Below are 23,218 nucleotides of genomic sequence, written 5' to 3'. Positions count from 1 at the left end.
AAACTATATGTAAATAAGTTTTATTATTTGTTAAATAAAATTAGTTGCATATACATCTAATTTAAATAATCATACATTTGCCGCAATTATTAATTATGGATATAGAAGAAAGTATTTTACCGCAACTGGGTAAAACCGTTAAATTCTTGCAGCTTTATATTGAAGATCAATTGGCACTTGCTGGAATCCCGCTCACTAAGCTTCAGTTTATTTTTTTAAAAATTATTGACAATAACAAAGATCAACCGCAAAGCTCTTTAGCCGAACTTGCCGGGAGAGACAAAACCACATTCACAAGAAACATCAATACTTTGGAACGTAAAGGGCTTGTAACTAGAACTCCTTCTCCCATTGATAAAAGAAATAAGCTTGTAAACATCACACCATTAGGTAAGGAATACATTTTAAAATCCAGACCTATTATTCAAAAAATCATTTCAGAGATTGAACAAGATATTACGGATGAAGAACGTGAAAACTTCACATGTACACTAACAAAAATTCGAACCAAATTATCAGAAAAAAAACAGTTTCCAAATATTTAATATGAGACCGATAATCACTAAAATAATTGCCATTCTTGTAGTGGTAGGAGCTATTTACGGAGCCAAAGCTTTAACGAATAGCAAAAAGAAAAAAGCGCCTAAAGCTGTCCAGAATACACCAACCGCTTATGTTTCTCCAGTTTCAAATCAGATCATTCCAATTAGCATCAATGAAAGCGGAAGATTGACTGCCAAACACCAAATAGATTTATACGCAGAGGTGCAGGGAGTCATGCAACCAACGGCAAAAGAATTTAAACCGGGCACAAAATTTCAAAAAGGAGAAGTATTGGTTCAGATCAAAAATGACGATTACCGCGCCAATCTTCAAGCCCAGAAAAGTGTCTTACAGAACCTCATTACGAGTATTCTTCCAGATCTTAAATTGGATTATCCGGATGCTTATACAAAATGGGATGAATATTTGAAGAACTTTAGCATTGATGGTCCTATTGCTCCTCTACCAGAACCTGGATCAGATAAGGAAAAATTCTTCCTTACCGGCAAAAACATTTACACCACATATTACAACACAAAGAACCTGGAAATCATTTATAAAAAATATACGCTAACAGCACCGTATTCAGGAATTTTAACGGAGGCTTTGGTTACCCCGGGGACACTCATACGTAATGGTCAAAAACTAGGTCAGTTTATCAATCCAGATGTATATGAATTGGAATTAGCGATTAGCAAAAACCTGATCAACTCTATTCAAATTGGCAAAGAAGTGATTGTTTCTAATCCGGATAATCCAGCACAAACATGGTCTGGAAAAGTGTCTCGAATTAATGGAAAAGTAAACCCATCTACACAGACTGTTCAAATCTTTGTTGCAGTAAGTGGAGAACATCTTAAAGAAGGAATGTACCTGGAAGCCACTATTGCTGGTCAGGAAAAACTAAATGCCATTGAAATCTCAAGAAATCTACTTGTTGACGAGCATCAGATTTATGTGATTCAAAACGATTCCCAAATTGTGCTTAAAAATGTTGATGTAGTCCACAAATCCAGAAAAAACGTGATTATTCAGGGCGTACAAAATGGAGAGCTTATGATTACCAAACCTATTCCTGGCGCATATTCCGGAATGACTGTTTTAGTTAAAACTCAAGAGTAAATTATGCGTAACATAATAATTCACTTTATAAAATATCCCATTGTCGTAACAGTGGTGATTGTTGGCTTTGTTTTACTTGGATTGATGGGAGCTTCTAATCTAAACTCCTCTTTCTTTCCTTTAAATGAGTCTAGAAATATTAATATCAATATCAACTATCCGGGTGCTTCTCCAGCAGAAATGGAAGAAGGTATTGTGTTAAAAATTGAGGATAACCTTAAAGGTTTGGTCGGAGTAGATCGATTTACCTCGACATCTCAAGAAAACTACGCAAGCATTAAGGTAGAAGTTCTTAAAGGTTATGATGTCTCTGCTGTTTTAGATGATATTAAAAATGCGGTAGATAAAGTTCCATCATTTCCTGTAGGTATGGAACCTCCTATTATTTCAAAGGAAATTTTCAGGACTGAAGCAGTTTCATTTGTGCTAAGCGGTGACAATGTTTCACTTAAATCCTTAAAGGAAATGGGTCGTGATATCGAATCAGATATTAGAGCTTTAGATGGAATTTCTCAGGTTGAAATGAGTGGTTTTCCTGATGAAGAAATCGAAATAGCCGTAAATGAAGACCAGCTTCGCGCATACAATCTAACATTTAGAGAAGTTTCAAATGCCGTAGCGGCAACTAATATTCTATCTTCTGGTGGTTCCATCAAAACTCCGGAAGAAGAGTTTTTGATTCGTGTAAAAAACCGATCTTATTATGGTAGAGAATTGGATTACGTAGTGGTTAAAGCTCTTGAAAACGGAAATAAAATATATTTAAAAGACGTGGCTCACGTGACCGATAAATGGTCTGAAAGTCCAAATCGTTCTTATTTCAATGGTAAACCTTCCATTAAATTTCAGGTCAACACAACCAATAGTGAAGACCTTATCACAGTAGCTGAAAAAACATTAGCATATATCAAGCATTATAATGAAACGCATCAAAACGTTAGATTAGATGTGACCAGAGACGCTTCTGAGACGATCATTCAAAGAACAGAACTACTTACCAAAAATGCACTTCAAGGAATGGCATTGGTACTGTTCTTTCTGGCGATTTTCTTAAAACCTAGATTGGCCTTCTGGGTCGCATTTGGTTTACCGATCTCTTTTTTAGGAATGTTCATGTTTGCCGGATACTTTGATGTTACAATTAATGTACTATCTCTTTTCGGAATGATTATCGTAATTGGTATTCTGGTCGATGATGGAATTGTCATTGCTGAAAACATTTACCATCATCACGAAAAAGGAAAGTCACCAATTCAATCAGCCATTGATGGAACTTTAGAGGTCTTACCAGCGATTACATCAGCCATTCTGACTACATTAATCGCATTCTCTACTTTCTTCTTCTTAGATGGTCGTGTAGGTGAGTTCTTTGGAGAAGTAGCCATAATCGTTGTACTTACGTTATCCGTTTCTCTGATCGAGGCTTTAGTGATTTTACCCTCACACGTAGCACATTCCAAAGCACTTACGGATCAACAAAAAACTTATAGTTTCAATAGATGGGCAGACAACTTCATGAATTTCATGAAAGAAAAACTATATGGTCCATATCTGGAATTCTTCATGAAAAACAGACTACTCGGGTTTGCAATACCAATTGCCATGTTGATTTTAACTTTTGGTGCCATCGGTGGAGGAATTATTAAGTTCACTTTCTTCCCGCAAATTGCAAGTGATCGTGTAATCGTGACTTTAAAAATGCCCCAAGGAACCAATGAGGTTATCACCGATTCCATTATTTCTGAAATTGAGCAACAAGCATGGTTACTGAATGACAAATTAGAAGAAGAATATCAAATTGATGATCCTATTCAGAGTGTCATTAAAAGAATCGGACCAGGAAGTTCTACAGCATCCTTAAACATCAACCTGCTCCCGGGAGAAAAACGCAACTTCAAATCATATGTGGTATCTACCACATTGAGCGAAATGGTTGGAGATATCAATCAGGCAGAAGCTGTTGAATTTGGATCAGGAGGAAACTTTGGAGGTAAACCCGTTTCGTTGGCATTAATGAGTAACAACACTGAGGAACTTAAAGCTGCTAAAGATTATATCAAAGGAGAGCTCAAGAAAAACCCTTTGTTAAAGGATCTTACAGATAATGATCCGGAAGGGATCAAAGAAATCAATATCTCTTTAAAAGATGAAGCCTATGCAATGGGTTTTACATTAAATGATGTCATCAGTCAGGTAAGAAGTGGATTCTTTGGGCATCAGGTTCAGCGTTTCCAACGTGGACAAGATGAGATTAAAGTCTGGGTCCGATACGATTTGAAGGAAAGAAGTTCAATCCAACAACTGGATGACATGCGTTTGGTAAATGGTTCCGGAGACCGTGTGCCGCTTCGTGAAGTAGCAAATTATACCATCGAAAGAGGGGAAATATCAATTAATCACTTAAATGGTAAGCGAGAAATTAGAATTGATTCGGATTTGAAAGATCCAAGCACCAGTGCTACCGACATGATGGCGGATATTAAATCTGATTTATTACCGGTAATGAAAGAACGTTACCCCGGAGTAAATGCCATTTTCGAAGGACAAAACCGTGAAGCTGAAAAAACGACTGGTTCTGCAGGTTTGGTTTTACCGGTGATCTTGTTCTTAATTTTTGTAGTCATTGCATTTACATTCAGATCATTTGATCAACCCATCGTATTACTTCTAATGGTTCCATTCTCGCTTATTGGTGTAGGTTGGGGACACTGGATTCATGGATTTGCTATTAATGTATTGAGCTTCCTTGGAATCATTGCTTTGATTGGAATTATTGTAAACGATGGCCTGGTATTGATCAGCAAATTCAACACTTATCTTAAAGAAGGAATGAAATACGATGAGGCTATTATTGCTGCGGGAAAATCAAGATTCCGGGCTATATTCTTAACGTCCATTACGACCATCGCTGGATTATCTCCTCTCATCTTCGAAACAAGTCGTCAGGCACAGTTCCTGATTCCAATGGCTATTTCGATTGCTTATGGAATCGGATTAGCAACAGTACTTACATTGGTAATGTTGCCTCTTATGCTCAAATTGAGTAATGATATCAAAGTCTTATGGCAGTGGTATACCACCGGAATTAAACCTTCACCGGAAGAAGTGGAAGGTGCTGTCATTGAATTAAAATCTGAACAACATGATTAAGATGTTTTTTAAATCCATTATGTTTTCACTAATACTTTTTAGTATTAGTCCTCTTATAGCGCAAGAACTTCTTCAGAAAAAGGAAGCGGTGACCATAGCTATGGAAAACAACTTCGACATTCAGTTATCCAATAACAATGTGGATGTTGCCATGAATAATGCCAGTATTGAAAATAGTAGATACCTGCCTTCTTTAAGTGGTACCGCCGGTGGTTCTTATTCTAATACAGAAGGTTCGGTCACACAAAAATCAGGTGAAGAAAACGACTTTGACAATAACGAAACGCAAAGCCTCAACGCATCTGTGGGTCTACAGTACACCATATTTGATGGTTTTGGAAGAAGTAACACTTATAAAAAGTTAAAAGAAAATTATAGAATCTCAGAACTTCAAGCACGTCAAATGGTTGAAACGACCATCCTGAATATCTTTACTTCGTACTATGAGATTGCAAGATTGACACAGGATGTAAACAATCAAAAACAAACCTTGAATATTTCAAGAATAAGATTGCAGAGAGCGCAATACAATTTTGATTATGGACAAGGTACACAACTAGATATTTTGAATGCTGAGGTAGATTACAATAATGATAGTATTACCTATTTGACCAATACACAATTGCTAGCCAATGAAAAAAGAAACTTAAATCTTCTTTTGGGTCGTGATGTCAATATAAATTTCAGTGTAGATACCACTTTAACTTATAACGATCAATTGATGTATGAAACCTTACTGGTGCACTCCAAAGAAAATAACGTTACCATTTTACAAGAAGAAAGTGCCATGAAAAATGCTTCTTATGATATCAAATCAGTTGGTGCCAATGCCATCCCTAAATTGAATTTAAATGCCAACTACGGATGGAATGAAAACTATTTGGGGGCTACATCTTTCATCAATAAATCTTCTTCTATTGGTCCTTCCGTTGGAGCTACTTTAAGTTGGAATATTTATGATGGTGGTTCTACACGTATTCAGAAACAAAATGCCCAAATTGCACTAGATAACCAGAGCATCAACTTAGAAAAACAAAAGCTCAATATTGAACGCAATCTGAGTAACGCGTGGACGGCATATCAAACGGCACTTTTTGTAAAGGACGCGCAGGAAAAGAATTTGCAAACCGCACAGACCAACTTTGACAGAAGTGTCGATCAATACAAATTAGGACAAATTTCCAGTATTGAATTCAGGCAGGCACAAGTAAATCTTCTGAATGCGCAACTCGCATTAAATCAAGCAAAATACTCCGCTAAAAATGCAGAATTGGTCGTGTTACAAATCAGTGGCGATTTAAACCAAGCAGAGTTCTAATTGATCTCAACTGAATTATTTTCTGCACATTTGCGGGCATGATCGAAGCATTGGACACGTACGACAAACAACTATTACTATGGTTGAATGGATTCCACAATTCTTTTTGGGATTCTATTATGTGGTGGGTGTCCTCTGCGCCTTTCTGGATTCCTTTCTATCTAATCCTTTTATATCTAATTATTCAAAAAAAGAAAGCTGACCGAGTAACGACACTCAAACAGTTCACTCTTATAGTTGGCTCGATTGCTTTGGCAATTCTTCTTGCGGATCAAATCTCATCCGGGTTCTTTAAACCTTTTTTTGAACGTCTACGTCCGTCCCATTCTCCCGATCTTTTAGGACAAGTTCACTTACTTACCGATCCTAACGGTTCCATTTACAAGGGTGGCTTATATGGGTTTGTTTCTTCTCATGCTGCTAATTCTTTTGCTATTGCATGGTTCGTTTCCTCTTTATTAAAATCCAAAAAAATGTGGATCTTCATGATCTTCTGGGCAGCTTTAGTTTCTTATTCCAGAATTTATTTAGGTGTTCATTATCCTGGTGATATTTTAGGAGGAACCGTTATCGGAATCATTTCAGGGTGTATTGCCAGTTCGGTTTATTTCTACTTCGAAAAAAAGTGGGTTCTTCAAGATTAATATATAGTTAAAGGTTTTGACCCTAATTCTCTAGCCTTAAGCACTATTTGGTCAATTATTTTAACCGAAAAATAAAAGTTGGAGGGGAATATATTTAATAAGTATACTTGTATAACACTACTCCTTTTAGGATGACTTTTAGAGTAGAATTTAGAATATTTTTTACTAATAAACACTAACACTATGAATGCACGATTCTTTTATGCGGCACCAATATTTTCTAATTCTCCTAAGTTAATGGTTCTCACTGACGACTCTGTATTGTATACTGAGCATAGAGAATTTGAAGTTATTAAAGTCGAAAGATTGACTGAGGTAGACTTCAAAAACTTCGTAGAAAAAGATTATGAAAATGAAGATTATCCAGTTCTACTGGAAATTGGATACGAAGAAGCAAGGAATATGCCTCTAGCTGGTCAGGCCAATTGGATTGACCGATATGTGGCGCATAAAAACATCAATGTAGACTTCGCGCTACAAGCTTAATGAATGTATAATTAAAAAAATTGAAGCTCCTTTTATGGAGCTTTTTTTATATCAAAAAAAGAGGCTTGAAATAAATTCAGCCTCTTCATATTCTTATACCTGTTTTAAATCTGAGGTTTCATCAACGTGAAATTAATTGCTTCCACGCTCTTCACTTCAGGAACCGCTCTAAATATAGAATCTTCGATACTGTTTTTAAATGTCATACTATTTAAAGAACAGCTGGTACAGTTTCCTTTTAACTCGATTTTAGCCACTAACTCTTCTGATACTTCGATCAGTTCCAAATCACCTCCATCTTCTATCAGATATGGCCTAATCTGATTTAAAACATTTCTTACTCTATCTTCTATTTCTTTGATCTCAGACATGACTACTCTGCCAATTCGTTAACCTTACTTTCTACAGAATTTACTAAATCCATGAACGCTTCTGCTTGCGGAGTTCCATTTTGCAATACTGCCGGACGCCCAGCATCACCAGCTTCACGAACACTGGTTACCAATGGAATTTGTGCCAACAAAGGTACATTTAATTCTTCTGCCAAATTCTTCGCACCATCCTTACCAAAAATATGGTATTTCTTTTCAGGCATATCTTCCGGTACGAAATAGCTCATATTTTCTACCAAACCTAAAATAGGCGAAGTTATTCCATCCATATTAAACATTCCTACTGCTTTTCTGGCATCAGCCAAAGCTACAGGCTGCGGTGTACTTACTATTACGATACCAGTCAAAGGAATATTTTGAACTAATGTTAGGTGAACATCTCCGGTACCTGGAGGTAAATCAATCAACATATAATCCAAATCTCCCCAGTGGGTATCATTTGCCATTTGTTTCAATGCTGAATCTACCATTGGTCCTCTCCATACTACAGCTTGATTGGCTTGTGCAAAAAATCCAATAGACATGATATCCACACCCCAAGAACTTTCAACAGGAGTCATCTTTTGCTTTCCATCAATTAAAATTCCACCTGGAACTGATTGTGCTTCATCAAACATTAATGGCATTGACGGCCCATAAATATCCGCATCAATTAATCCAACTTTATATCCTTTCTTCGCTAATCCTGCCGCAATATTTGCCGTAATTGTTGATTTACCTACACCACCTTTACCAGATGCTACAGCGATAATGTTTTTGACACTGTGTAACATCTTTCTTTGCGATGGCTCTCTTTTATTTTGGTGCTTATCTAATGGAATAAAATCTATTTCCACCTCAACATCTTCAGAAACATGTATTTTCAAATAATGCAAAACAGCTTCTTCCATTCTCTGCTTACTATGCATTGCAGGGTTATTTATTTTCAGATTAAACGAAACTACATTTCCTTCAATCTTTAACCCGGAAACCAAATTTGCACTTACCAAATCCTTCTTCAAGTCGGGCTCAATCACATAGGAAAGCCCTTTCATTACACTATTTTCAGTAATCATTTTCTCTCACAAAATTTTGAGCAACGAAATTAAAGTATTTAGAATGATTCTAAAGTGATATATGTTTCGTTCCACACACTTTTTTAACCATAAATTACAAATTCTTACATCAGAACGGATAATTATCCGCTACTTGACAAATTTTAACGCCTTGTAAATATTATCACTTTACCATTTTCGTTAAAATTGCCACATGCAGATAAACAAAGTATTTCCTCGAATTTTAATATTGTTTTTCATTGTCTTGAACATTACCTCATGTTCATTTCAAGAACCTACTCTCACTTCTTTTGATGGTATTGAAGTGATCGAAATGCATGAGCAGGATGCCGAGATTATCCTAAAGTTTACAGTCAATAATCCAAACAAACAGAAAATCAAACTCACTGATGCGGATGTGGATATTTCTATTAACAGTATTAAAATGGGAACAGCATCCTTAATGGAACCATATGAACTACCTAAAAACGGTGAACATCAAATTCATCTTAAAATGAAACTGGAACTGGAAAAAAGCATGGCCGAAATCGCTACATCCCTTGGATTTGCAATTCTAACAAACAACTTGCGACTACATGTTTCAGGTAAGGCCAGAGGGTCTATGGGATTTTTTAAGCGCTCTTTTGACATCGATCACATGCAAAATATTCATTGGAAAGATTTACAAAACATCGCCTCTTAAAATCTATTGATCTGATTTTTTACTTAAATTGGAAGCCTGAAACAAGTAAAAAATTATGTCTATAAAAACGTTATTCGGTATACTGACTCTGACACTATTCATTCCACTTTTTTCATTTTCAAATCCATTTACCACCACTACCATTAATAGTACTGATGGGTTACATATTAATGTGGATATTTATGAATCAAACCCTGGAGATCCGGTGATTCTCATGTTTCATCAAGCAGGTTACAGCCGTGGAGAATATCGCGAAATCGCACCCAAATTGGTCACATTAGGATTCAATTGTTTAGCGATCGATCAACGTTCAGGTGGGCAGATTAACGGAGTTATAAATGAAACCCATAAACAAGCTGTAGACAATAAACTTCCAACCGGTTACCCAGATGCACTTCCTGATTTAGAAGCCGCATTAGCCTATGCAAAAAGTCAATACCCAAATAGCAAAATCATTATTTGGGGAAGTTCTTATTCTGCTTCATTAAATTTCATATTGGCGCAAAAACATACAGCTGACATTGATGGAATATTATGTTTCTCTCCAGGTGAATATTTCGAATATGATTTTATGAAAATCGCAGATTATGCCATAGAAGTGAATTGCCCAATTTTCATAACATCTTCGAAAAGTGAGGTCAATTCATGGAAACCTATTTATGAAAATATTCCGATTCCTGAAAAAGTCACTTTTACACCAACCCATAACGGGTATCATGGCTCAAAAGCTTTGTGGTCGCAAAATCAAGGCAATCAAGAATATTGGAATGCAGTAACTGAATTCCTCACACTTCATTTCTTATAATGAACCCATTCTACCAAAAGAATAAACTATACCAATGGACAGTTGCTCTATTATTGCTCATTATCGTTTTTGGTTTTTGTGCATTATGGTATAGATCATTGGATAAATCTCTAGCCTATATCCTCCTCATGCCTATTCTGGCTCCAGTTATGCAATTCGGACTCACTCCTTTTTTCACTCTAATTGGGACATATAAATATCTTTCACCAATGTTGTTGGTATACAACCCTTCAGCAAAAAAATATGACCTGCATAACGGCACTTCATTTGATTATTTAATGGTCTTATCTAATGCTAAAGCCGGAGCTGAAATAAAAAATCAAATCTTACAATATTACCTACTCGGACTCTTGAAGATTATTGAACTTATAGAAAATGAGGAATTACCTCATACTGTGGAGATTTCAGGGAGTTCTTATTTCTTTAGTGAACGTACCGCAAAGAATCTGGGTTTTAAAATCACCAACGCAAACTTTGCTGAAAAGGCTAATATTATGTTTAATTATGCAGACTTGTTATGGATGTATTCTGTAGCCAATGGCAAGCTACGTTTTCCAAACCTGAACAGTATTAAAAAAGCCAAAATATCGGGAGGTGAATTAATTCAAAACAAAGCCAAATTTGAACAATTATATACTTACTTAAAACAAAAATCCCCATCCAAATAGGATAGGGATTCTCAACTAAAATTTCTTTTGATTACGAAATCACGCCAAGCTCTTTACCCACTTTTGTAAAGGCTGCGATGGCTTTATCAATATGTTCCGGTTCATGTCCTGCAGAAAGCTGCACACGAATTCTAGCCTGCCCTTTTGGTACCACCGGGTAGAAGAATCCAATTACATAAATACCTTCATCTAAAAGCATGTTAGCAAACTTCTGCGCCAAAGGTGCATCGTATAACATAATTGGAACAATAGCAGAATCCCCATCTTTAATATCAAAACCAGCAGCTTTAACTCCTGACTTAAACTGAGCTACATTGGCATGCAATTTATCTCTTAATTCTGTTGTCTCACTTAGCATATTTAAAACTTCAATAGACGCACCAACAATTGCAGGAGCCAATGAATTTGAGAATAAATACGGACGAGATCTTTGACGTAACATATCAATAATTTCCTTACGACCTGTTGTAAAACCTCCCATTGCACCACCAAGACCTTTTCCTAGAGTTCCGGTAATGATATCTACTCTTCCCATTGCTCCGGTCAATTCATGAGTACCTCTTCCGGTTTTACCAATAAAACCTGTTGAATGACATTCATCTACCATCACCAATGCATCATATTTATCTGCTAAATCACAAATTTTATCTATTTGCGCTACATAGCCATCCATGGAAAATACTCCGTCAGTAACAATAATTTTATTCTTTGCAGTTTTTGAAGCTTCGATTAATTGCGCCTCCAAATCTGCCATATCATTATTGGCATAACGGAAACGTTGCGCTTTACATAAACGTACACCATCAATAATAGAAGCATGATTCAATGAATCCGAAATAATCGCATCGTCTTTCCCTAATAAAGGTTCAAATACACCTCCATTGGCATCAAAAGCAGCAGCATACAAAATTGTATCTTCTGTACCTAAAAACTCAGCTATTTTACCTTCTAATTCCTTATGAATATCTTGTGTTCCACAGATGAAACGGACAGAAGACAAACCAAATCCATGAGAATCCAAAGCTTTGTGTGCAGCTTCAATCACTCGTGGGTGAGAGGACAGACCCAAATAATTATTCGAACAAAAATTCAATACTTCTTCGCCAGTACTTACTTTTATTTCAGCCCCCTGAGGAGTAGTAATTATTCTTTCGCTTTTATATAATCCTGCATCTTTAATCTCAGCCAATTCCTGAGTTAAAGAGTCTTTTAATTTTCCGTACATAATCTTTGTTTTGAGGTTCACAAATATAACTGATTACGGTTCAAATATTCATGATCAAGCTGAGTTTAGCGCATAAAAAAAGAGACCCTAAAGGAGTCTCTTTCTTAATATATTATATGCCTTAAGAGTTATACCACTCCCTGAGCTAACATAGCGTCTGCTACTTTTACGAAACCAGCAATATTTGCACCTCTTACGTAATCAACAGAACCATCTTCTCTGGTACCATATTTTACACAAGATTCGTGAATTGCTTTCATAATATTATGTAATCTGGTATCTACTTCTTCAGAAGACCAAGATAAACGTAGAGAGTTTTGAGACATCTCTAATCCTGAAGTAGCTACACCACCAGCGTTAGAAGCTTTACCCGGAGCAAACATTACATTGTTTGATTCAAATGCGTGAATTGCTTCTGGAGTAGAAGGCATATTTGCACCTTCAGCTACACCGATGATACCTGCTTTAATCAAGTTTGCAGCGTTATCCGCGTCTAACTCATTTTGAGTCGCACATGGCATTGCGATATCAGCAGATTCTACTACATCCCATGGACGTTTTCCTTCAAAGAACTGAACACCATATTTGTCAGCATATTCTTTGATACGACCACGTTTCACATTTTTCAATTCCATGATGAAAGCTAATTTCTCTGCATCGATTCCAGCTGGATCATAAATACAACCAGAAGAATCAGAAGCAGTAACAGCTTTACCACCTAATTGCGTTAATTTTTCGATTGCGTATTGTGCCACGTTTCCAGAACCTGAAACTGCTACCACTTTACCTTCGAAAGATTTTCCTGCTTTAATTAACATTTCATTCATGAAATAAACAGCTCCATAACCCGTAGCTTCCGGACGAATCAAAGATCCACCAAATTCTAAACCTTTACCAGTTAGGATACCTGTAAACTCATTACGTAATCTTTTGTATTGACCGAACATGTAACCGATTTCACGACCACCAACACCGATATCACCAGCTGGCACATCAGTATCCGCACCAATGTGCTTAGATAATTCAGTCATTAATGATTGGCAAAAACGCATTACTTCGTTGTCTGATTTTCCTTTAGGATCGAAATCAGAACCACCTTTACCACCACCCATCGGTAGTGTAGTTAATGAGTTTTTAAATACTTGCTCAAAACCTAAAAATTTCAAAATTGAAAGGTTTACAGATGGATGAAAACGCATACCACCTTTGTATGGTCCAATTGCAGAGTTAAACTGAACTCTAAAACCACGGTTTACCTGAATATTACCTTCGTCATCTAACCAAGGAATTCTAAATTGAATTGCTCTTTCTGGCTCAACCATTCGCTCTAAAAGACCTTTCCCTTGATATTTAGGGTTTTCCTCAACAAATGGAATAACTGATTCCATCACTTCTTCAACTGCTTGAAGAAACTCTTTTTCATGCCCGTTCTTAGCGGCAACAGTGCTCATGAATGCATCAATCTGAGCTTGGTATTTATTTGCTGACATTATTTGTTTGTTAAAAATTTAGTGCGCAAAATTAATCATTTTAAATTCATATTTTTTTCAATTTTGAGGATAAATTTTTATGATAAAAATCTTGGTTTTAAGCGCTTAAATTGTGTTGCTTAATTACAGATGAATTCATACTATACCAGCTCAATAATTTTACCCGGAAGCGTCCTGATCAATCCGTTCAATTCCATAGTCAAAATGGACATGGAAGCCTGACTCACAGGGATACCTGCGGATAAACACAATTCATTTAATCCGATCTTTTTTTGATCTTTCAATATGCCCATTAAGTTCTCTTCTTCAGGGGTTAACTCCACAAATAACTGCTTCTGAATTGATTTTGGTTTTACCTCATCTTCCCAATTCATGGCATATTTGATGTCTTGAGCTGATTCTATCAAAGCTGCTTTATTATTTCGTATCAGATAATTACATCCTTCGCTTTGCTGGTCATTTGGTCTTCCTGGGATCGCAAAAACATCTCGCCCATAACCAAATCCCAAATCAGCAGTAATCATAGAACCTCCTTTCTTTTGAGATTCAATCACCAAAACTGCATCTGCCATTCCCGCCACAATCCTATTCCTTTTGGGAAAATTCTCACGATCAGGTTTTACACCTTTTCTAAATTCAGTTAGCATCCCACCATTTTTCTCCATTTCATGAGCTACACCAATATGTTCCATAGGGTAGATTCTATCCAAACCATGGGCTACCACGCCAATAGTTGGCATATTGTTTTGTAATGCGGCCTGGTGCGCCACAATATCGATTCCGAAAGCGAGTCCACTTATGATCAAAACATTCTGATCTGCCAATCCTTCCACGATTTTTCTGGTGATCTCTTTTCCTTGTGAAGTAGCTCTTCTTGTGCCTACAATAGCTAATATTTTAGGGTGATTTAAGTCCACTGTTCCTTTTACATAAATAAGAACTGGTGCATCACTGCAAAACCTCAATCTTCTGGGATAAGCTTCATCCAAAATACTCAGTGCTTCTACACCACTTCTGGATAAAAAGTTTAATTCTTCTTCAATAGATTCCCAATCCGGTTCCAATTGAAATGCCTCAATTAATTTTTCGGACCATTTTACACGCTCAAACGGTCGACTTATTTGATCGAATACACTTTCAGCGGAACCATAATATTCCATTAACTTTCGGGCAGTCGCATCACCAATTCCTTTAAGTTGAATAAGGGCTAGTACGTATTTTATGTCTATGTTCAATTACATCAAAATGTATATGCAGGGTTATCACTGCTAAAGGTTAATTCATTAATCTGGGGATTGGTGTTAAATTCAAGATATTCGTATTCGGCAAACAATCCCAGATCATCAAATATACGAACTTGCAACGGGACATAATCCAATTCTCGAATAATTAATTCAAATTTCTTAGCATACATATTGGGGATTCTCAACTTCTGTCCTACTTCGAGCCGATCTGAAATATCTACATCGTTCAACTCTGTTAATTTATATTCAGGAATACCTCTGGTAAAACAAAATTCACGTACGGTCTGTTCTTTGATTACCTCATGTTCAATAATCCCGTAATCCCGATTATCCAAAACCACTTTTATTTCTCCCTTATTCTCAAAGTATACTTTGAATCGATCTTTTATTTGATCCTCTTTACTCAGGTAATCATGAATTCCCAACCTCAGCATATCCACCAGATATCTTCCTCCTGCTTCCAATATAGTTAGATGATGATTGTTTCTCATGGTACTTCCCAAAGGATCCAGATTTAAATTGATGTATGGAAATCCATTGGGGGATATCAAAGCCTTATTGCTGTTTTGCCCCTGAATAAATAGTATTTCATTTAATAAAGCGTTTTCTTCATCAAATCCTCTTAAAAAAATCTTTCTGGGTTGATATTGAATGATTCCCAAAGAATGACTCTTTTTCATTTCGCCCTCTATTCTTTCCTTAGCCAACATTTCAAACTGTGTATACTTTAAAGCATAAACAGAATCAAACATTTTCTGCAGCACCTTTTGACAATCCTGAGACATGTTTGATTGTCCCCAGACATTCATCGTAATACTGATCAATAGCATATTAAGAATAACAAATCGTTTTGTTCGGATCATTTTCAACTTGCTTTTAAGTGCGTTCAAATTTAAAATTATCATTTCAACATCTGTATTGTGGTTGGACAATATCCAAAAAATGTTACTTTCGTTTTGTGAACGTTTCTAACATATCTTTAGTTATTTCAGACTTGTTGCAATTCAATGAATGTGTGACTATACCTGAATTTGGTGCTTTTATTGTTAATCCTTCAAGTGCTCAAATAGATATGTCCAAAAACAAGTTGACTCCTCCGGGTAGAACCGTGAGTTTCAACAAAAATGTTAAAAGTAATGACGGCCTATTGGCACATGCTTTTGCAGAAAATCAAGGTGTTTCATACGAAGACGCTTTAGAATATCTTAAAGCATTTGTATATCAAGCCAAATCAGAATTACAAAAACAAAACTTGTTTGAGCTTCCTGGAATTGGCACTTTCTACAGAACTTCGGAAAACTTATTGAAATTTGAACCGGATCAGATGGACAGTATGATGAGTTTTGGTTTAGAAACTTTTCATATAACCCCACTTCATTCTCAACCATATTTTGGAAAAGAGAATGTCCTCTCACCAAAAACTGCTACTCCGGAAATTCAGTATATCCGTAAAACCGGAACCTGGAGCAAAGTAGGATGGGGATTGGCAGTCCTTCCATTTTTGGCTTATCTGGTATGGATCCCAACTAAGTCTGGTGTTTTAAATAAAGATAAGAACTTTCAGTTTTCAAATCTGAATCCTTTTAAACCTACTCCTTGCGAAGAGTATACACCAAGAATTGGTCATTTATTGGAACTCGATCTTGATGCTAAAGATTTATTACTGGAAGATTTGAATACTTCTAATCTCAAGTTTGCTGTTCCGGAAACAACCAATGTTGTGATTGCCGAAGCCCCAAAAAAGATTGAGAAGAAACGTTATCAAATTGTCGGTGGTTGTTTTAGTGAAAAGTCTAATGCATCCCGACTTATGGATAAACTTGTTAGCCAAGGTTACGAAGCTGAAATGCTAGACTATAAAAATGGCTTATATTTAGTTTCATATGGTGGTTATACTTCTTCTAGAGATGCTAGATTAGCTCTTAAAAAAGTAAAAGCGAATGCTAATGCATCCGCCTGGTTATATAAAGTGAAATAATTTTCCCTTTTTAATGGATAGAGATATCTAAATCTCCGTAGCTCATTTTTGCAGTCACCTTAGATGGTGAAGTTCCTTCAAATAGCTTACCGTTATATGTATCGGCATTACCACTTCCATCTACACTAGATAAGGTACCACCGGGGATATTGATTTCTCCAAAACTCGCTTTACCCTGTAACTCAAAGTTACTTCCACTTTGAAATGCCAATCCAACATCACCAAAGGCCGAGTGAACGATAACTTCTGTAAAATCTTTAGATATAAAATCTATATCTACATCACCATATTGCGACTCTATTTCCAGAAGACTAATGATTCCTTCAACATCCAGGTCACCAAATTGCACATCTGCTTTTAGTTCCACAATGGTGCCCAAGTTTACATCACCATAGGCATTTTTTAAATCCATTCTTCCTACTTCACCCACACGCGCATCTCCATATTGGGTATCTAAATTCAGCAGTTTTGCTCGATTAATATGTACAGAAGAATATCTGGAAACGTAGTTTAAATATTGTGCATATTTTACTTTTCCACTTCCAAACTTCACGGTCACATCATTATTCTGACTGTTCAAACTTCCAATATCCAAAGAACCATACCCTACATATATTTTCGAATTTCCGTTTAGCTCATTCAAATAGAAACTACCAAATTTATTGGTGATATCCACATTTCCGGAGACGGGCATGGTAATCGTATAATCAATCGATAACTCTTTAAATTTTGAGCCTTTAGCCAATTTGGTTATTGCGGATACATTTTCTTTATTTCCTGTGATTTCAATTTGAATTTCATCCAATAACTTCTTTGCCTTCTCAGCGTTTTTCGCTTCAACGGTTACTTTAACATCTATGTTGATTTGATCGGTTTCACTCGTAACGATCTTCACAAATCCAAATTTGTTAGAAACCGTTAGTATCACATCTTTATTGACATCAAACGTTTCGTGGTATTCTTTTTTAAACTCTTCCAGGCCTCCAGCAAAAACCTGCAAACCAAAGAATAGGACACTTAGTAAGGCTGCGATCGATTTAAGCTTGAATTTCTTCATGGTGTTTTTGTTTAATTGTATTTGATCTTTTTAATTGTTCTAATAGTCTTTCTAAAACTGATAAGCGCATGCGATAATTTTCGATCATCGCATTAATAATTTGCGCATTATCTCTATTTACTTCTAATTCTTCTTTTAAGTCAATGTATTGCAGTTCCAACTTCTCCAACTCCAACATAATCTGCTTGGTCGCTTCATTGTTAGAAGATGAATATGCCAAAACCTCTGCTTTTTTTAGATTGACCTGCTCTGTAAAAAACACTTCCGCCTCAGACAACTCATCTGAGAAAGGCATCACTGCATCTTCTACTTGTGCCAATTGATTTGATCCTTGCATTTTTCCCAGATTAAAGAATAGCCACCCTACTCCAAAAACCAGAATAAATACTGCAGCAACTCTACCCAAAACAAACCACATTTTCGTTTGTGATTTTTTTACTTCCTGCTGTTGTTGCTTTTGTTTGAATCTCTCAAAATGCCCTGATCTTGGAAGCGCATCAAAATGCTCCTCCTGATCTTGAATATATTTCTTTAATCTATCCGACATATTCTTTCTTATTAATCAATTCTATTAATTTCTTTTTTGCTCTTAGATATTGTGACCTTGATGTAGAACTTGTGATTTTCATTATTTCACTAATCTCCTCATGATCATAACCTTCAAATAAATAGAGACTTAAAATCGCTCGATATCCATCTGGTAAATGCGACATCGCCTTTTTGATTTCAGCCACATCATAATCCGGCTCATCCAATATTTCCTCTTCAGTATCGGAAATTTGCATTTCCTCCATACTTACTGTATCCAACTTTTTCTTCGCCAAATAATCCAGGCATTCGTTAATGACCACTCTTTTTAACCAGGCGCCAAAACTTGATTTCTGATGCCATTTATCCATCTTCGTAAATGCAGTCATAAACCCATCCTGCATGAGTTCTTCAGCAATCATACCATCCTTTACAATTCGGATAGCAGTATTAAACATGGCTTTATAATACAACTCATACAATTCGAACTGAGCGCCTTGATCTCCTTTTCCAGCACGAACCGCCAGGTCGTTATGTATGTGATAGTATGTTGTTGCCAATGTTTTGTTTTTAAAAGGAAGGATAAATTTAAAATATCCTTCCTTTTGATCTTAAACTAATTGTCCTATTCTCAGTTTACAATTTAACAGACTTGTTCTTATTTCTATCTGTTGCACCAATTCAAAATATTTTCACTTCAATGTTTCATTTAATTTGAGAAACAATAAAATAGGTCAAAAAAAAAGTGCTCCGTTTGGAGCACTTTTTACTTTGAATAGACTTATTCTTATAAATAATGTTTCAGCAAATTTGAATTTGCTTTCTTACGTAAACTTCTTAAAGCTTTTTCACGAATCTGACGAATACGCTCTCTGGTTAATCCCAATTGATTCGCAATCTCTTCTAATGTCATTGGCGCTTTTCCATTTAATCCAAAAGATAAACGTACAACATCCGCCTCTCTGGCTTTCAATGAAACCAATACTCTTTCGATATCTCTACATAAAGATTCTCTCATCAAACCACTCATTGGGTTTTCAGATTGCCCATTACTTAAAACATTCAATAAACTGTTTTCTTCCCCATCAATTAAAGGAGCATCCACCGATACCTGTTTTTGAGAATATGTAAATAGATCGGCAACACTATCAGATGAAGTTTCCAATAATTCCGAAATTTCTTGATTTGAAGGAGCTCTTTCGTGCTCTTGCTCTAATTTCGAGAATGCATGTGCAATTTTTTGAATCGCACTCACTTTATTTAATGGTAATCTTACAACTCTTGAATTCTCAGCGATCGCCTGCATAATGCTTTGACGAATCCACCATACCGCATAAGAAATAAATTTAAAACCTTTAGTTTCATCGAATCTCTTTGCTGCTGTAATCAGACCAATATTTCCCTCTGCAATCAAGTCTTCCAATGTTAATCCATGACCTTGATATTGTTTTGCAACAGAAATAACGAATCTTAAATTGGCATTCACCAATTTATTTAAAGCTACTTTATCTCCTTGTTTAATTCTTACAGCTAATGATACCTCCTCTTCCGGAGTTACCATACCCTCTTTAGAGACATCACTCAAATATTTATCGATTGATTTTGAATCTCTATTGGTGAGCTGTTTGGTAATTTTTAATTGACGCATATTTTATAATCAGGTATGTTTACTATTGTCTCATTCTGAAACAGAATGTGATAATACAACAAAATTTTTAATTTCACAAAATCCATTCTACAAATGGGGCCGCAAATGTACTACGTTTTTACACTCTTGTAAAGCCCCAGAAGCAAATTTCTTAGGCATACACGCATTTTTTCTCTTTTGGTATAAGGACAAACGGTTGTTTTTTGTTTGAAGTTTAAACCAAAACAAACTAAACAACTAAAAAACAAATGGTTAAACTGTTAAAAACTACTCTTTAAAATTGCTTAAAAAATGTAAAAAAAATTTACGCCAATAATAAATTACAGCCCCTGACATCCGTATCATCAAATCTCCCTATGATTTCAAACTGGCTTTCAGAGATGTTTTTTCCTAAATCTTGGGTAGCAATAAAAGAACAAGAATAATAATTAGACAAATCGATCACGCTAATTCCACCCGATTGATTAGCATCTACCCAGGTTAAAGGATCGGTTGCATCTCGAATCATTATCTTCATCCATGGTGGTGTTTCAAATACACCATTTCCTTTCGAATAGGCTTGTGACAACAATTCAGTCATTCCATATTCCGAATGGATTTGATCTACACCAAACCCTTCTTTCAAAACCCGATGTAACTCTTCTTTGACCATTTCTTTCCTCCGTCCTTTCATCCCTCCTGTCTCCATTACAATCGTATGATTTAACTTTAAATCATATTGCTCTATGATATCTAACAACGCGTAACTAACTCCGAGTAAAATCACTTTCTCACCTTTAACTTCTAAATCTCTCAGTTTAGAAACCAATTGGTCGTAGTCATTTAAATAAAATCCACTATCAGGATTATTACTTAATTGAATCAATTGATCAAACATATACACCAAAGAAGACTCTCCCTGACTTAAGTATGAAGGTAACAATGCCAAAATCGTATAATCCTTAATGTCTCCATAGAAAACCTCAAACCCTTTTATAAAAGATTGCTCATAGACATCCAATCGATGAATATAGTGCGTACTTCTGGCCATTCCAGTTGTTCCGCTACTTTTAAAAATCGTTTCTGCTTCACAATCGCTAGCAATCACCTGATGCGATTTAAAAATCGTAATAGGCAAAAAAGGAATTCGTTCTATCTCCTGAACATCATTCGGGTCTACACCAAGATAGTCTACAAACTGCTTGTATACTGGTACATTTTGATATTGAAATTGAAAAGTCAGTAGCGCCTGCGCCTTAAAATCTTCTGAGCTTCTTACATTTAATGCTTCGTGACTATACTTTTTCAATTTTATTTCGTTTATATGACTATCAATAAAATCATATTTTTGTATATATGAAAACGGCTTCAAAAATAGCACTTATCGCATTGATAACAGGCTTTATCACTACTTCGTGTGAAAAAAAGACTTGTAGTGATCCCGTTCCAAAGATGACGTTTGCACAATTTACGCCATCAACCACAGACACTATAAATTACTTACTCACCTTCAATTTTACGGATTGTGATGGTGATATTGGAATGTCCCCAACAGCTACTATCGTGGACGAAAATGGCGAAACACAAACCAATAACTTTATGATAGACCTATATCATGTAGTAAATGGTCAATGGGTTAAACATGACTTTGGGAATAATGTGGGTTTAGATTCCAAAATTCCGGATTTAAATAACAGCAACGCCAATCCGATGTTGGATGGAGAAATTGAAAAAAAATTACACCCAGATCTAAGTTTATTAGGATATGATTCTGTAATGTTTAAATCTAGAATTCTGGATAACGCAGGACATTATAGTAACGAAGTAGAAACCCCTGGATTTATCATTAAATAGTTTATACGTTAGGTTGATTCACGGAAATTGAATCTACCTTGCTTTTCCACTCTTTCGCAAAAGCATCAAAATCTGCTCTTTTGGACTTTTTAATTGGTTTTGATGGTGGTATTTTTTCTTTTCTGGAATCTACCTGCACTCCATTTTTCCAAAATCTATAACAAACATGTGGCCCTGTAGCTAATCCTGTGCTTCCTACATATCCAATCGTTTGTCCCTGCTTTACGCGTACACCCGGTTTGATTCCCTTCCCAATTTTACTCATGTGTAAATATTGAGTTGTATACGTACTATTATGTCTAATCTTCACATAGTTTCCATTGTATTTTGAGTATTGTGCGTGAGTCACCACTCCACTTCCAACTGCCAAAATTGGGGTTCCGGTTGGAGCCGCATAATCGGTACCTAGATGCGCTTTATATCTTTTCTGAACCGGGTGAAACCGCCTCTTGGTATAAGCAGATGTGAGCCTACCAAACTTTAATGGAGACTTTAAAAATGCGCGTCTTAGACTTTCAGCTTCTTCATTAAAATAATCATCTCCATCCCCCTGATCATACAAAAATGCGTAGTTGTCATCTCCATAGTTGTTAAAATTAGCCGCCAGGATTTCTCCAACTCCAACTCTTTCACCATCTACATATTGCTCTTCAAAAATGACCTGGAAAAAGTCTCCTTTTTGAATTCTATAAAAGTCAATAGTCCAGGCATAGATATCTGCAAGTCGTACAGCCAATGCCGGACTCAAATCCTGATCTACTAAAGTTTGATATAAAGAAGATTGAATCACTCCAGATGCTTTTCTTGTCTGAGTCACCAATTCTTTTTGCGCTTTATAAATATGAATAGAATCTCTCAAATCATAAACCACATAATCAATAGAGTTAGGTTGATATATAAAATACGCTACTTGTGGTATGGAATCTTTTGTGCTGAAAATGGTGTAGTTTTTCCCTTTTCTAAACTTTCTAACATCATAAATTTCTTTTGAAGCTTTTGCCACCTGATCTATTTCCAAAGCGGTCATATGAAATCGGTCTAATATAGTCCCTAAAAACTCATTTTTACCAAATTCCGATTGATAGATCTCGAATGAATCTATAGGAATTCCAAAAAGGTACTCCGTAGGTTCTACTTCTTCAATGACCTGCTCGGGAAGTTGCTCCACAACTGGCAAAGTTTTTTCCTCTGGTTGTAACAAATACACCCCAACAAACATGGCTGCAATAGCCAATAGTATAGCTCCTATATATTTTAAGTTCATCTCCCTTTAATATTCTCCAATACCCAATCTGCAAATTAGATCCATTTTGATGTTCAGTATCCCCACTTTAGTCAAATAGATATCCA

Annotated in this window: 23 protein-coding genes; 11 read left to right on the top strand and 12 right to left on the bottom strand. The window is 36.0% G+C overall.

The features are described 5' to 3' along the window. The first annotated feature begins 95 nt into the window (after nt 1-95). From KFE94_09105 to KFE94_09080, 6 genes are all read left to right on the top strand, one after another. Nucleotides 96-545 (top strand): MarR family transcriptional regulator, encoded by a 450-nt coding sequence (locus KFE94_09105; protein ID UTW64843.1) that lies wholly within the window; start codon nt 96-98, stop codon nt 543-545. Between the two features lies 1 nt (nt 546). After that, entirely contained in the window at nt 547-1,665 is a 1,119-nt protein-coding gene (locus KFE94_09100) for an HlyD family efflux transporter periplasmic adaptor subunit (protein ID UTW64842.1), read from the top strand. A 3-nt stretch (nt 1,666-1,668) separates the two neighbouring features. Then, complete coding sequence (locus KFE94_09095) at nt 1,669-4,815, top strand: efflux RND transporter permease subunit (GenBank protein ID UTW64841.1); 3,147 nt, start codon at nt 1,669-1,671, stop codon at nt 4,813-4,815. A 19-nt stretch (nt 4,816-4,834) separates the two neighbouring features. Continuing rightward, nucleotides 4,835-6,133, top strand: coding sequence for a TolC family protein (locus KFE94_09090; protein UTW64840.1), 1,299 nt, complete (start codon nt 4,835-4,837; stop codon nt 6,131-6,133). Between the two features lie 38 nt (nt 6,134-6,171). Continuing rightward, nucleotides 6,172-6,777 carry a phosphatase PAP2 family protein gene (locus KFE94_09085; protein UTW64839.1) on the top strand — a complete coding sequence of 202 codons (606 nt, stop codon included), beginning with the start codon at nt 6,172-6,174 and terminating at the stop codon, nt 6,775-6,777. Between the two features lie 183 nt (nt 6,778-6,960). After that, on the top strand, nt 6,961-7,263 hold the full coding sequence (locus KFE94_09080) for a hypothetical protein (protein UTW64838.1): 303 nt from the start codon (nt 6,961-6,963) through the stop codon (nt 7,261-7,263). Nucleotides 7,264-7,367: 104 nt separating this feature from the next. Here the strand turns inward: KFE94_09080 and KFE94_09075 are convergent, their stop codons facing one another. Together KFE94_09075 and KFE94_09070 are read right to left on the bottom strand one after the other, a co-directional pair. After that, nucleotides 7,368-7,634 (bottom strand): NifU family protein, encoded by a 267-nt coding sequence (locus KFE94_09075; GenBank protein ID UTW64837.1) that lies wholly within the window; start codon nt 7,632-7,634, stop codon nt 7,368-7,370. A gap of 2 nt (nt 7,635-7,636) precedes the next feature. Then, nucleotides 7,637-8,563, bottom strand: a complete 927-nt coding sequence (locus tag KFE94_09070) for an Mrp/NBP35 family ATP-binding protein (protein ID UTW68246.1) — start codon at nt 8,561-8,563, stop codon at nt 7,637-7,639. Nucleotides 8,564-8,903: 340 nt separating this feature from the next. On the opposite strand from KFE94_09070, the gene KFE94_09065 reads away from it, so the two are divergent. The 3 genes from KFE94_09065 to KFE94_09055 are packed head-to-tail and all read left to right on the top strand — an operon-like array spanning nt 8,904 to nt 10,865. Beyond that, complete coding sequence (locus KFE94_09065) at nt 8,904-9,392, top strand: LEA type 2 family protein (GenBank protein ID UTW64836.1); 489 nt, start codon at nt 8,904-8,906, stop codon at nt 9,390-9,392. A 55-nt stretch (nt 9,393-9,447) separates the two neighbouring features. Then, entirely contained in the window at nt 9,448-10,197 is a 750-nt protein-coding gene (locus KFE94_09060; GenBank protein UTW64835.1) for an alpha/beta hydrolase, read from the top strand. After that, nucleotides 10,197-10,865 (top strand): hypothetical protein, encoded by a 669-nt coding sequence (locus KFE94_09055; GenBank protein UTW64834.1) that lies wholly within the window; start codon nt 10,197-10,199, stop codon nt 10,863-10,865. The genes KFE94_09060 and KFE94_09055 overlap by 1 nt, the downstream gene beginning before the upstream one ends. A gap of 31 nt (nt 10,866-10,896) precedes the next feature. Here the strand turns inward: KFE94_09055 and kbl are convergent, their stop codons facing one another. The 4 genes from kbl to KFE94_09035 all read right to left on the bottom strand — a co-directional run bounded on the left by kbl (nt 10,897) and on the right by KFE94_09035 (nt 15,687). Further along, on the bottom strand, nt 10,897-12,090 hold the full coding sequence (gene kbl, locus KFE94_09050; protein UTW64833.1) for a glycine C-acetyltransferase: 1,194 nt from the start codon (nt 12,088-12,090) through the stop codon (nt 10,897-10,899). Nucleotides 12,091-12,218: 128 nt separating this feature from the next. Further along, nucleotides 12,219-13,580 (bottom strand): NADP-specific glutamate dehydrogenase, encoded by a 1,362-nt coding sequence (gene gdhA / locus KFE94_09045; protein ID UTW64832.1) that lies wholly within the window; start codon nt 13,578-13,580, stop codon nt 12,219-12,221. 140 nt (nt 13,581-13,720) lie between these two features. Further along, on the bottom strand, nt 13,721-14,815 hold the full coding sequence (gene dprA / locus KFE94_09040) for a DNA-processing protein DprA (GenBank protein UTW64831.1): 1,095 nt from the start codon (nt 14,813-14,815) through the stop codon (nt 13,721-13,723). Between the two features lie 5 nt (nt 14,816-14,820). Further along, the gene (locus KFE94_09035; GenBank protein UTW64830.1) at nt 14,821-15,687 is read right to left on the bottom strand and encodes a DUF1571 domain-containing protein; all 867 of its coding nucleotides are present in this window, start codon (nt 15,685-15,687) and stop codon (nt 14,821-14,823) included. A 95-nt stretch (nt 15,688-15,782) separates the two neighbouring features. Here KFE94_09035 and KFE94_09030 point away from each other — a divergent pair, with 95 nt between their 5' ends. Continuing rightward, a complete protein-coding gene (locus tag KFE94_09030) occupies nt 15,783-16,802 on the top strand; it encodes an SPOR domain-containing protein (GenBank protein UTW64829.1) in 1,020 nt (339 codons plus the stop codon). Nucleotides 16,803-16,812: 10 nt separating this feature from the next. Here the strand turns inward: KFE94_09030 and KFE94_09025 are convergent, their stop codons facing one another. The 5 genes from KFE94_09025 to KFE94_09005 form a co-directional block, all read right to left on the bottom strand. Further along, nucleotides 16,813-17,859: a hypothetical protein gene (locus KFE94_09025; protein UTW64828.1), complete on the bottom strand. Its 1,047-nt coding sequence runs from the start codon at nt 17,857-17,859 to the stop codon at nt 16,813-16,815. Further along, complete coding sequence (locus tag KFE94_09020; GenBank protein UTW64827.1) at nt 17,840-18,406, bottom strand: hypothetical protein; 567 nt, start codon at nt 18,404-18,406, stop codon at nt 17,840-17,842. Before KFE94_09020 ends, KFE94_09025 begins: the two co-directional genes overlap by 20 nt. Continuing rightward, nucleotides 18,396-18,845: a sigma-70 family RNA polymerase sigma factor gene (locus KFE94_09015; protein UTW68245.1), complete on the bottom strand. Its 450-nt coding sequence runs from the start codon at nt 18,843-18,845 to the stop codon at nt 18,396-18,398. The genes KFE94_09020 and KFE94_09015 overlap by 11 nt, the downstream gene beginning before the upstream one ends. Before the next feature lie 329 nt (nt 18,846-19,174). Next, nucleotides 19,175-20,035 (bottom strand): RNA polymerase sigma factor RpoD/SigA, encoded by an 861-nt coding sequence (locus KFE94_09010; GenBank protein ID UTW64826.1) that lies wholly within the window; start codon nt 20,033-20,035, stop codon nt 19,175-19,177. A gap of 304 nt (nt 20,036-20,339) precedes the next feature. After that, complete coding sequence (locus tag KFE94_09005; GenBank protein UTW64825.1) at nt 20,340-21,323, bottom strand: acyl transferase; 984 nt, start codon at nt 21,321-21,323, stop codon at nt 20,340-20,342. 47 nt (nt 21,324-21,370) lie between these two features. Between KFE94_09005 and KFE94_09000 the strand changes: the two genes are divergently transcribed. Further along, nucleotides 21,371-21,868, top strand: a complete 498-nt coding sequence (locus KFE94_09000) for a hypothetical protein (protein UTW64824.1) — start codon at nt 21,371-21,373, stop codon at nt 21,866-21,868. Nucleotide 21,869: 1 nt separating this feature from the next. Here the strand turns inward: KFE94_09000 and KFE94_08995 are convergent, their stop codons facing one another. Next, nucleotides 21,870-23,132 (bottom strand): peptidoglycan DD-metalloendopeptidase family protein, encoded by a 1,263-nt coding sequence (locus KFE94_08995; protein ID UTW64823.1) that lies wholly within the window; start codon nt 23,130-23,132, stop codon nt 21,870-21,872. Nucleotides 23,133-23,218 lie beyond the last annotated feature (86 nt).

The organism is bacterium SCSIO 12643 (genome assembly GCA_024398135.1).
In the GTDB taxonomy this organism is placed as follows: Bacteria; Bacteroidota; Bacteroidia; order Flavobacteriales_G; family Salibacteraceae; genus CAJXZP01.
Note: the sequence above shows the minus strand (reverse complement) of the source record. Positions and strands in the feature narration are given on the sequence as shown.

Excerpts from the sequence above, each read along its gene's own strand:
- KFE94_09105 (UTW64843.1), top strand. The coding sequence starts at position 96 with ATGGATATAGAAGAAAGTATTTTACCGCAACTGGGTAAAACCGTTAAA.
- KFE94_09100 (UTW64842.1), top strand. The coding sequence starts at position 547 with ATGAGACCGATAATCACTAAAATAATTGCCATTCTTGTAGTGGTAGGA.
- KFE94_09095 (UTW64841.1), top strand. The coding sequence starts at position 1,669 with ATGCGTAACATAATAATTCACTTTATAAAATATCCCATTGTCGTAACA.
- KFE94_09090 (UTW64840.1), top strand. The coding sequence starts at position 4,835 with ATGTTTTCACTAATACTTTTTAGTATTAGTCCTCTTATAGCGCAAGAA.
- KFE94_09085 (UTW64839.1), top strand. The coding sequence starts at position 6,172 with ATGATCGAAGCATTGGACACGTACGACAAACAACTATTACTATGGTTG.
- KFE94_09080 (UTW64838.1), top strand. The coding sequence starts at position 6,961 with ATGAATGCACGATTCTTTTATGCGGCACCAATATTTTCTAATTCTCCT.
- KFE94_09075 (UTW64837.1), bottom strand. The coding sequence starts at position 7,634 with ATGTCTGAGATCAAAGAAATAGAAGATAGAGTAAGAAATGTTTTAAAT.
- KFE94_09070 (UTW68246.1), bottom strand. The coding sequence starts at position 8,563 with ATGCATAGTAAGCAGAGAATGGAAGAAGCTGTTTTGCATTATTTGAAA.
- KFE94_09065 (UTW64836.1), top strand. The coding sequence starts at position 8,904 with ATGCAGATAAACAAAGTATTTCCTCGAATTTTAATATTGTTTTTCATT.
- KFE94_09060 (UTW64835.1), top strand. The coding sequence starts at position 9,448 with ATGTCTATAAAAACGTTATTCGGTATACTGACTCTGACACTATTCATT.
- KFE94_09055 (UTW64834.1), top strand. The coding sequence starts at position 10,197 with ATGAACCCATTCTACCAAAAGAATAAACTATACCAATGGACAGTTGCT.
- kbl (UTW64833.1), bottom strand. The coding sequence starts at position 12,090 with ATGTACGGAAAATTAAAAGACTCTTTAACTCAGGAATTGGCTGAGATT.
- gdhA (UTW64832.1), bottom strand. The coding sequence starts at position 13,580 with ATGTCAGCAAATAAATACCAAGCTCAGATTGATGCATTCATGAGCACT.
- KFE94_09035 (UTW64830.1), bottom strand. The coding sequence starts at position 15,687 with ATGATCCGAACAAAACGATTTGTTATTCTTAATATGCTATTGATCAGT.
- KFE94_09025 (UTW64828.1), bottom strand. The coding sequence starts at position 17,859 with ATGAAGAAATTCAAGCTTAAATCGATCGCAGCCTTACTAAGTGTCCTA.
- KFE94_09020 (UTW64827.1), bottom strand. The coding sequence starts at position 18,406 with ATGTCGGATAGATTAAAGAAATATATTCAAGATCAGGAGGAGCATTTT.
- KFE94_09015 (UTW68245.1), bottom strand. The coding sequence starts at position 18,845 with ATGTTTAATACTGCTATCCGAATTGTAAAGGATGGTATGATTGCTGAA.
- KFE94_09010 (UTW64826.1), bottom strand. The coding sequence starts at position 20,035 with ATGCGTCAATTAAAAATTACCAAACAGCTCACCAATAGAGATTCAAAA.
- KFE94_09000 (UTW64824.1), top strand. The coding sequence starts at position 21,371 with ATGAAAACGGCTTCAAAAATAGCACTTATCGCATTGATAACAGGCTTT.
- KFE94_08995 (UTW64823.1), bottom strand. The coding sequence starts at position 23,132 with ATGAACTTAAAATATATAGGAGCTATACTATTGGCTATTGCAGCCATG.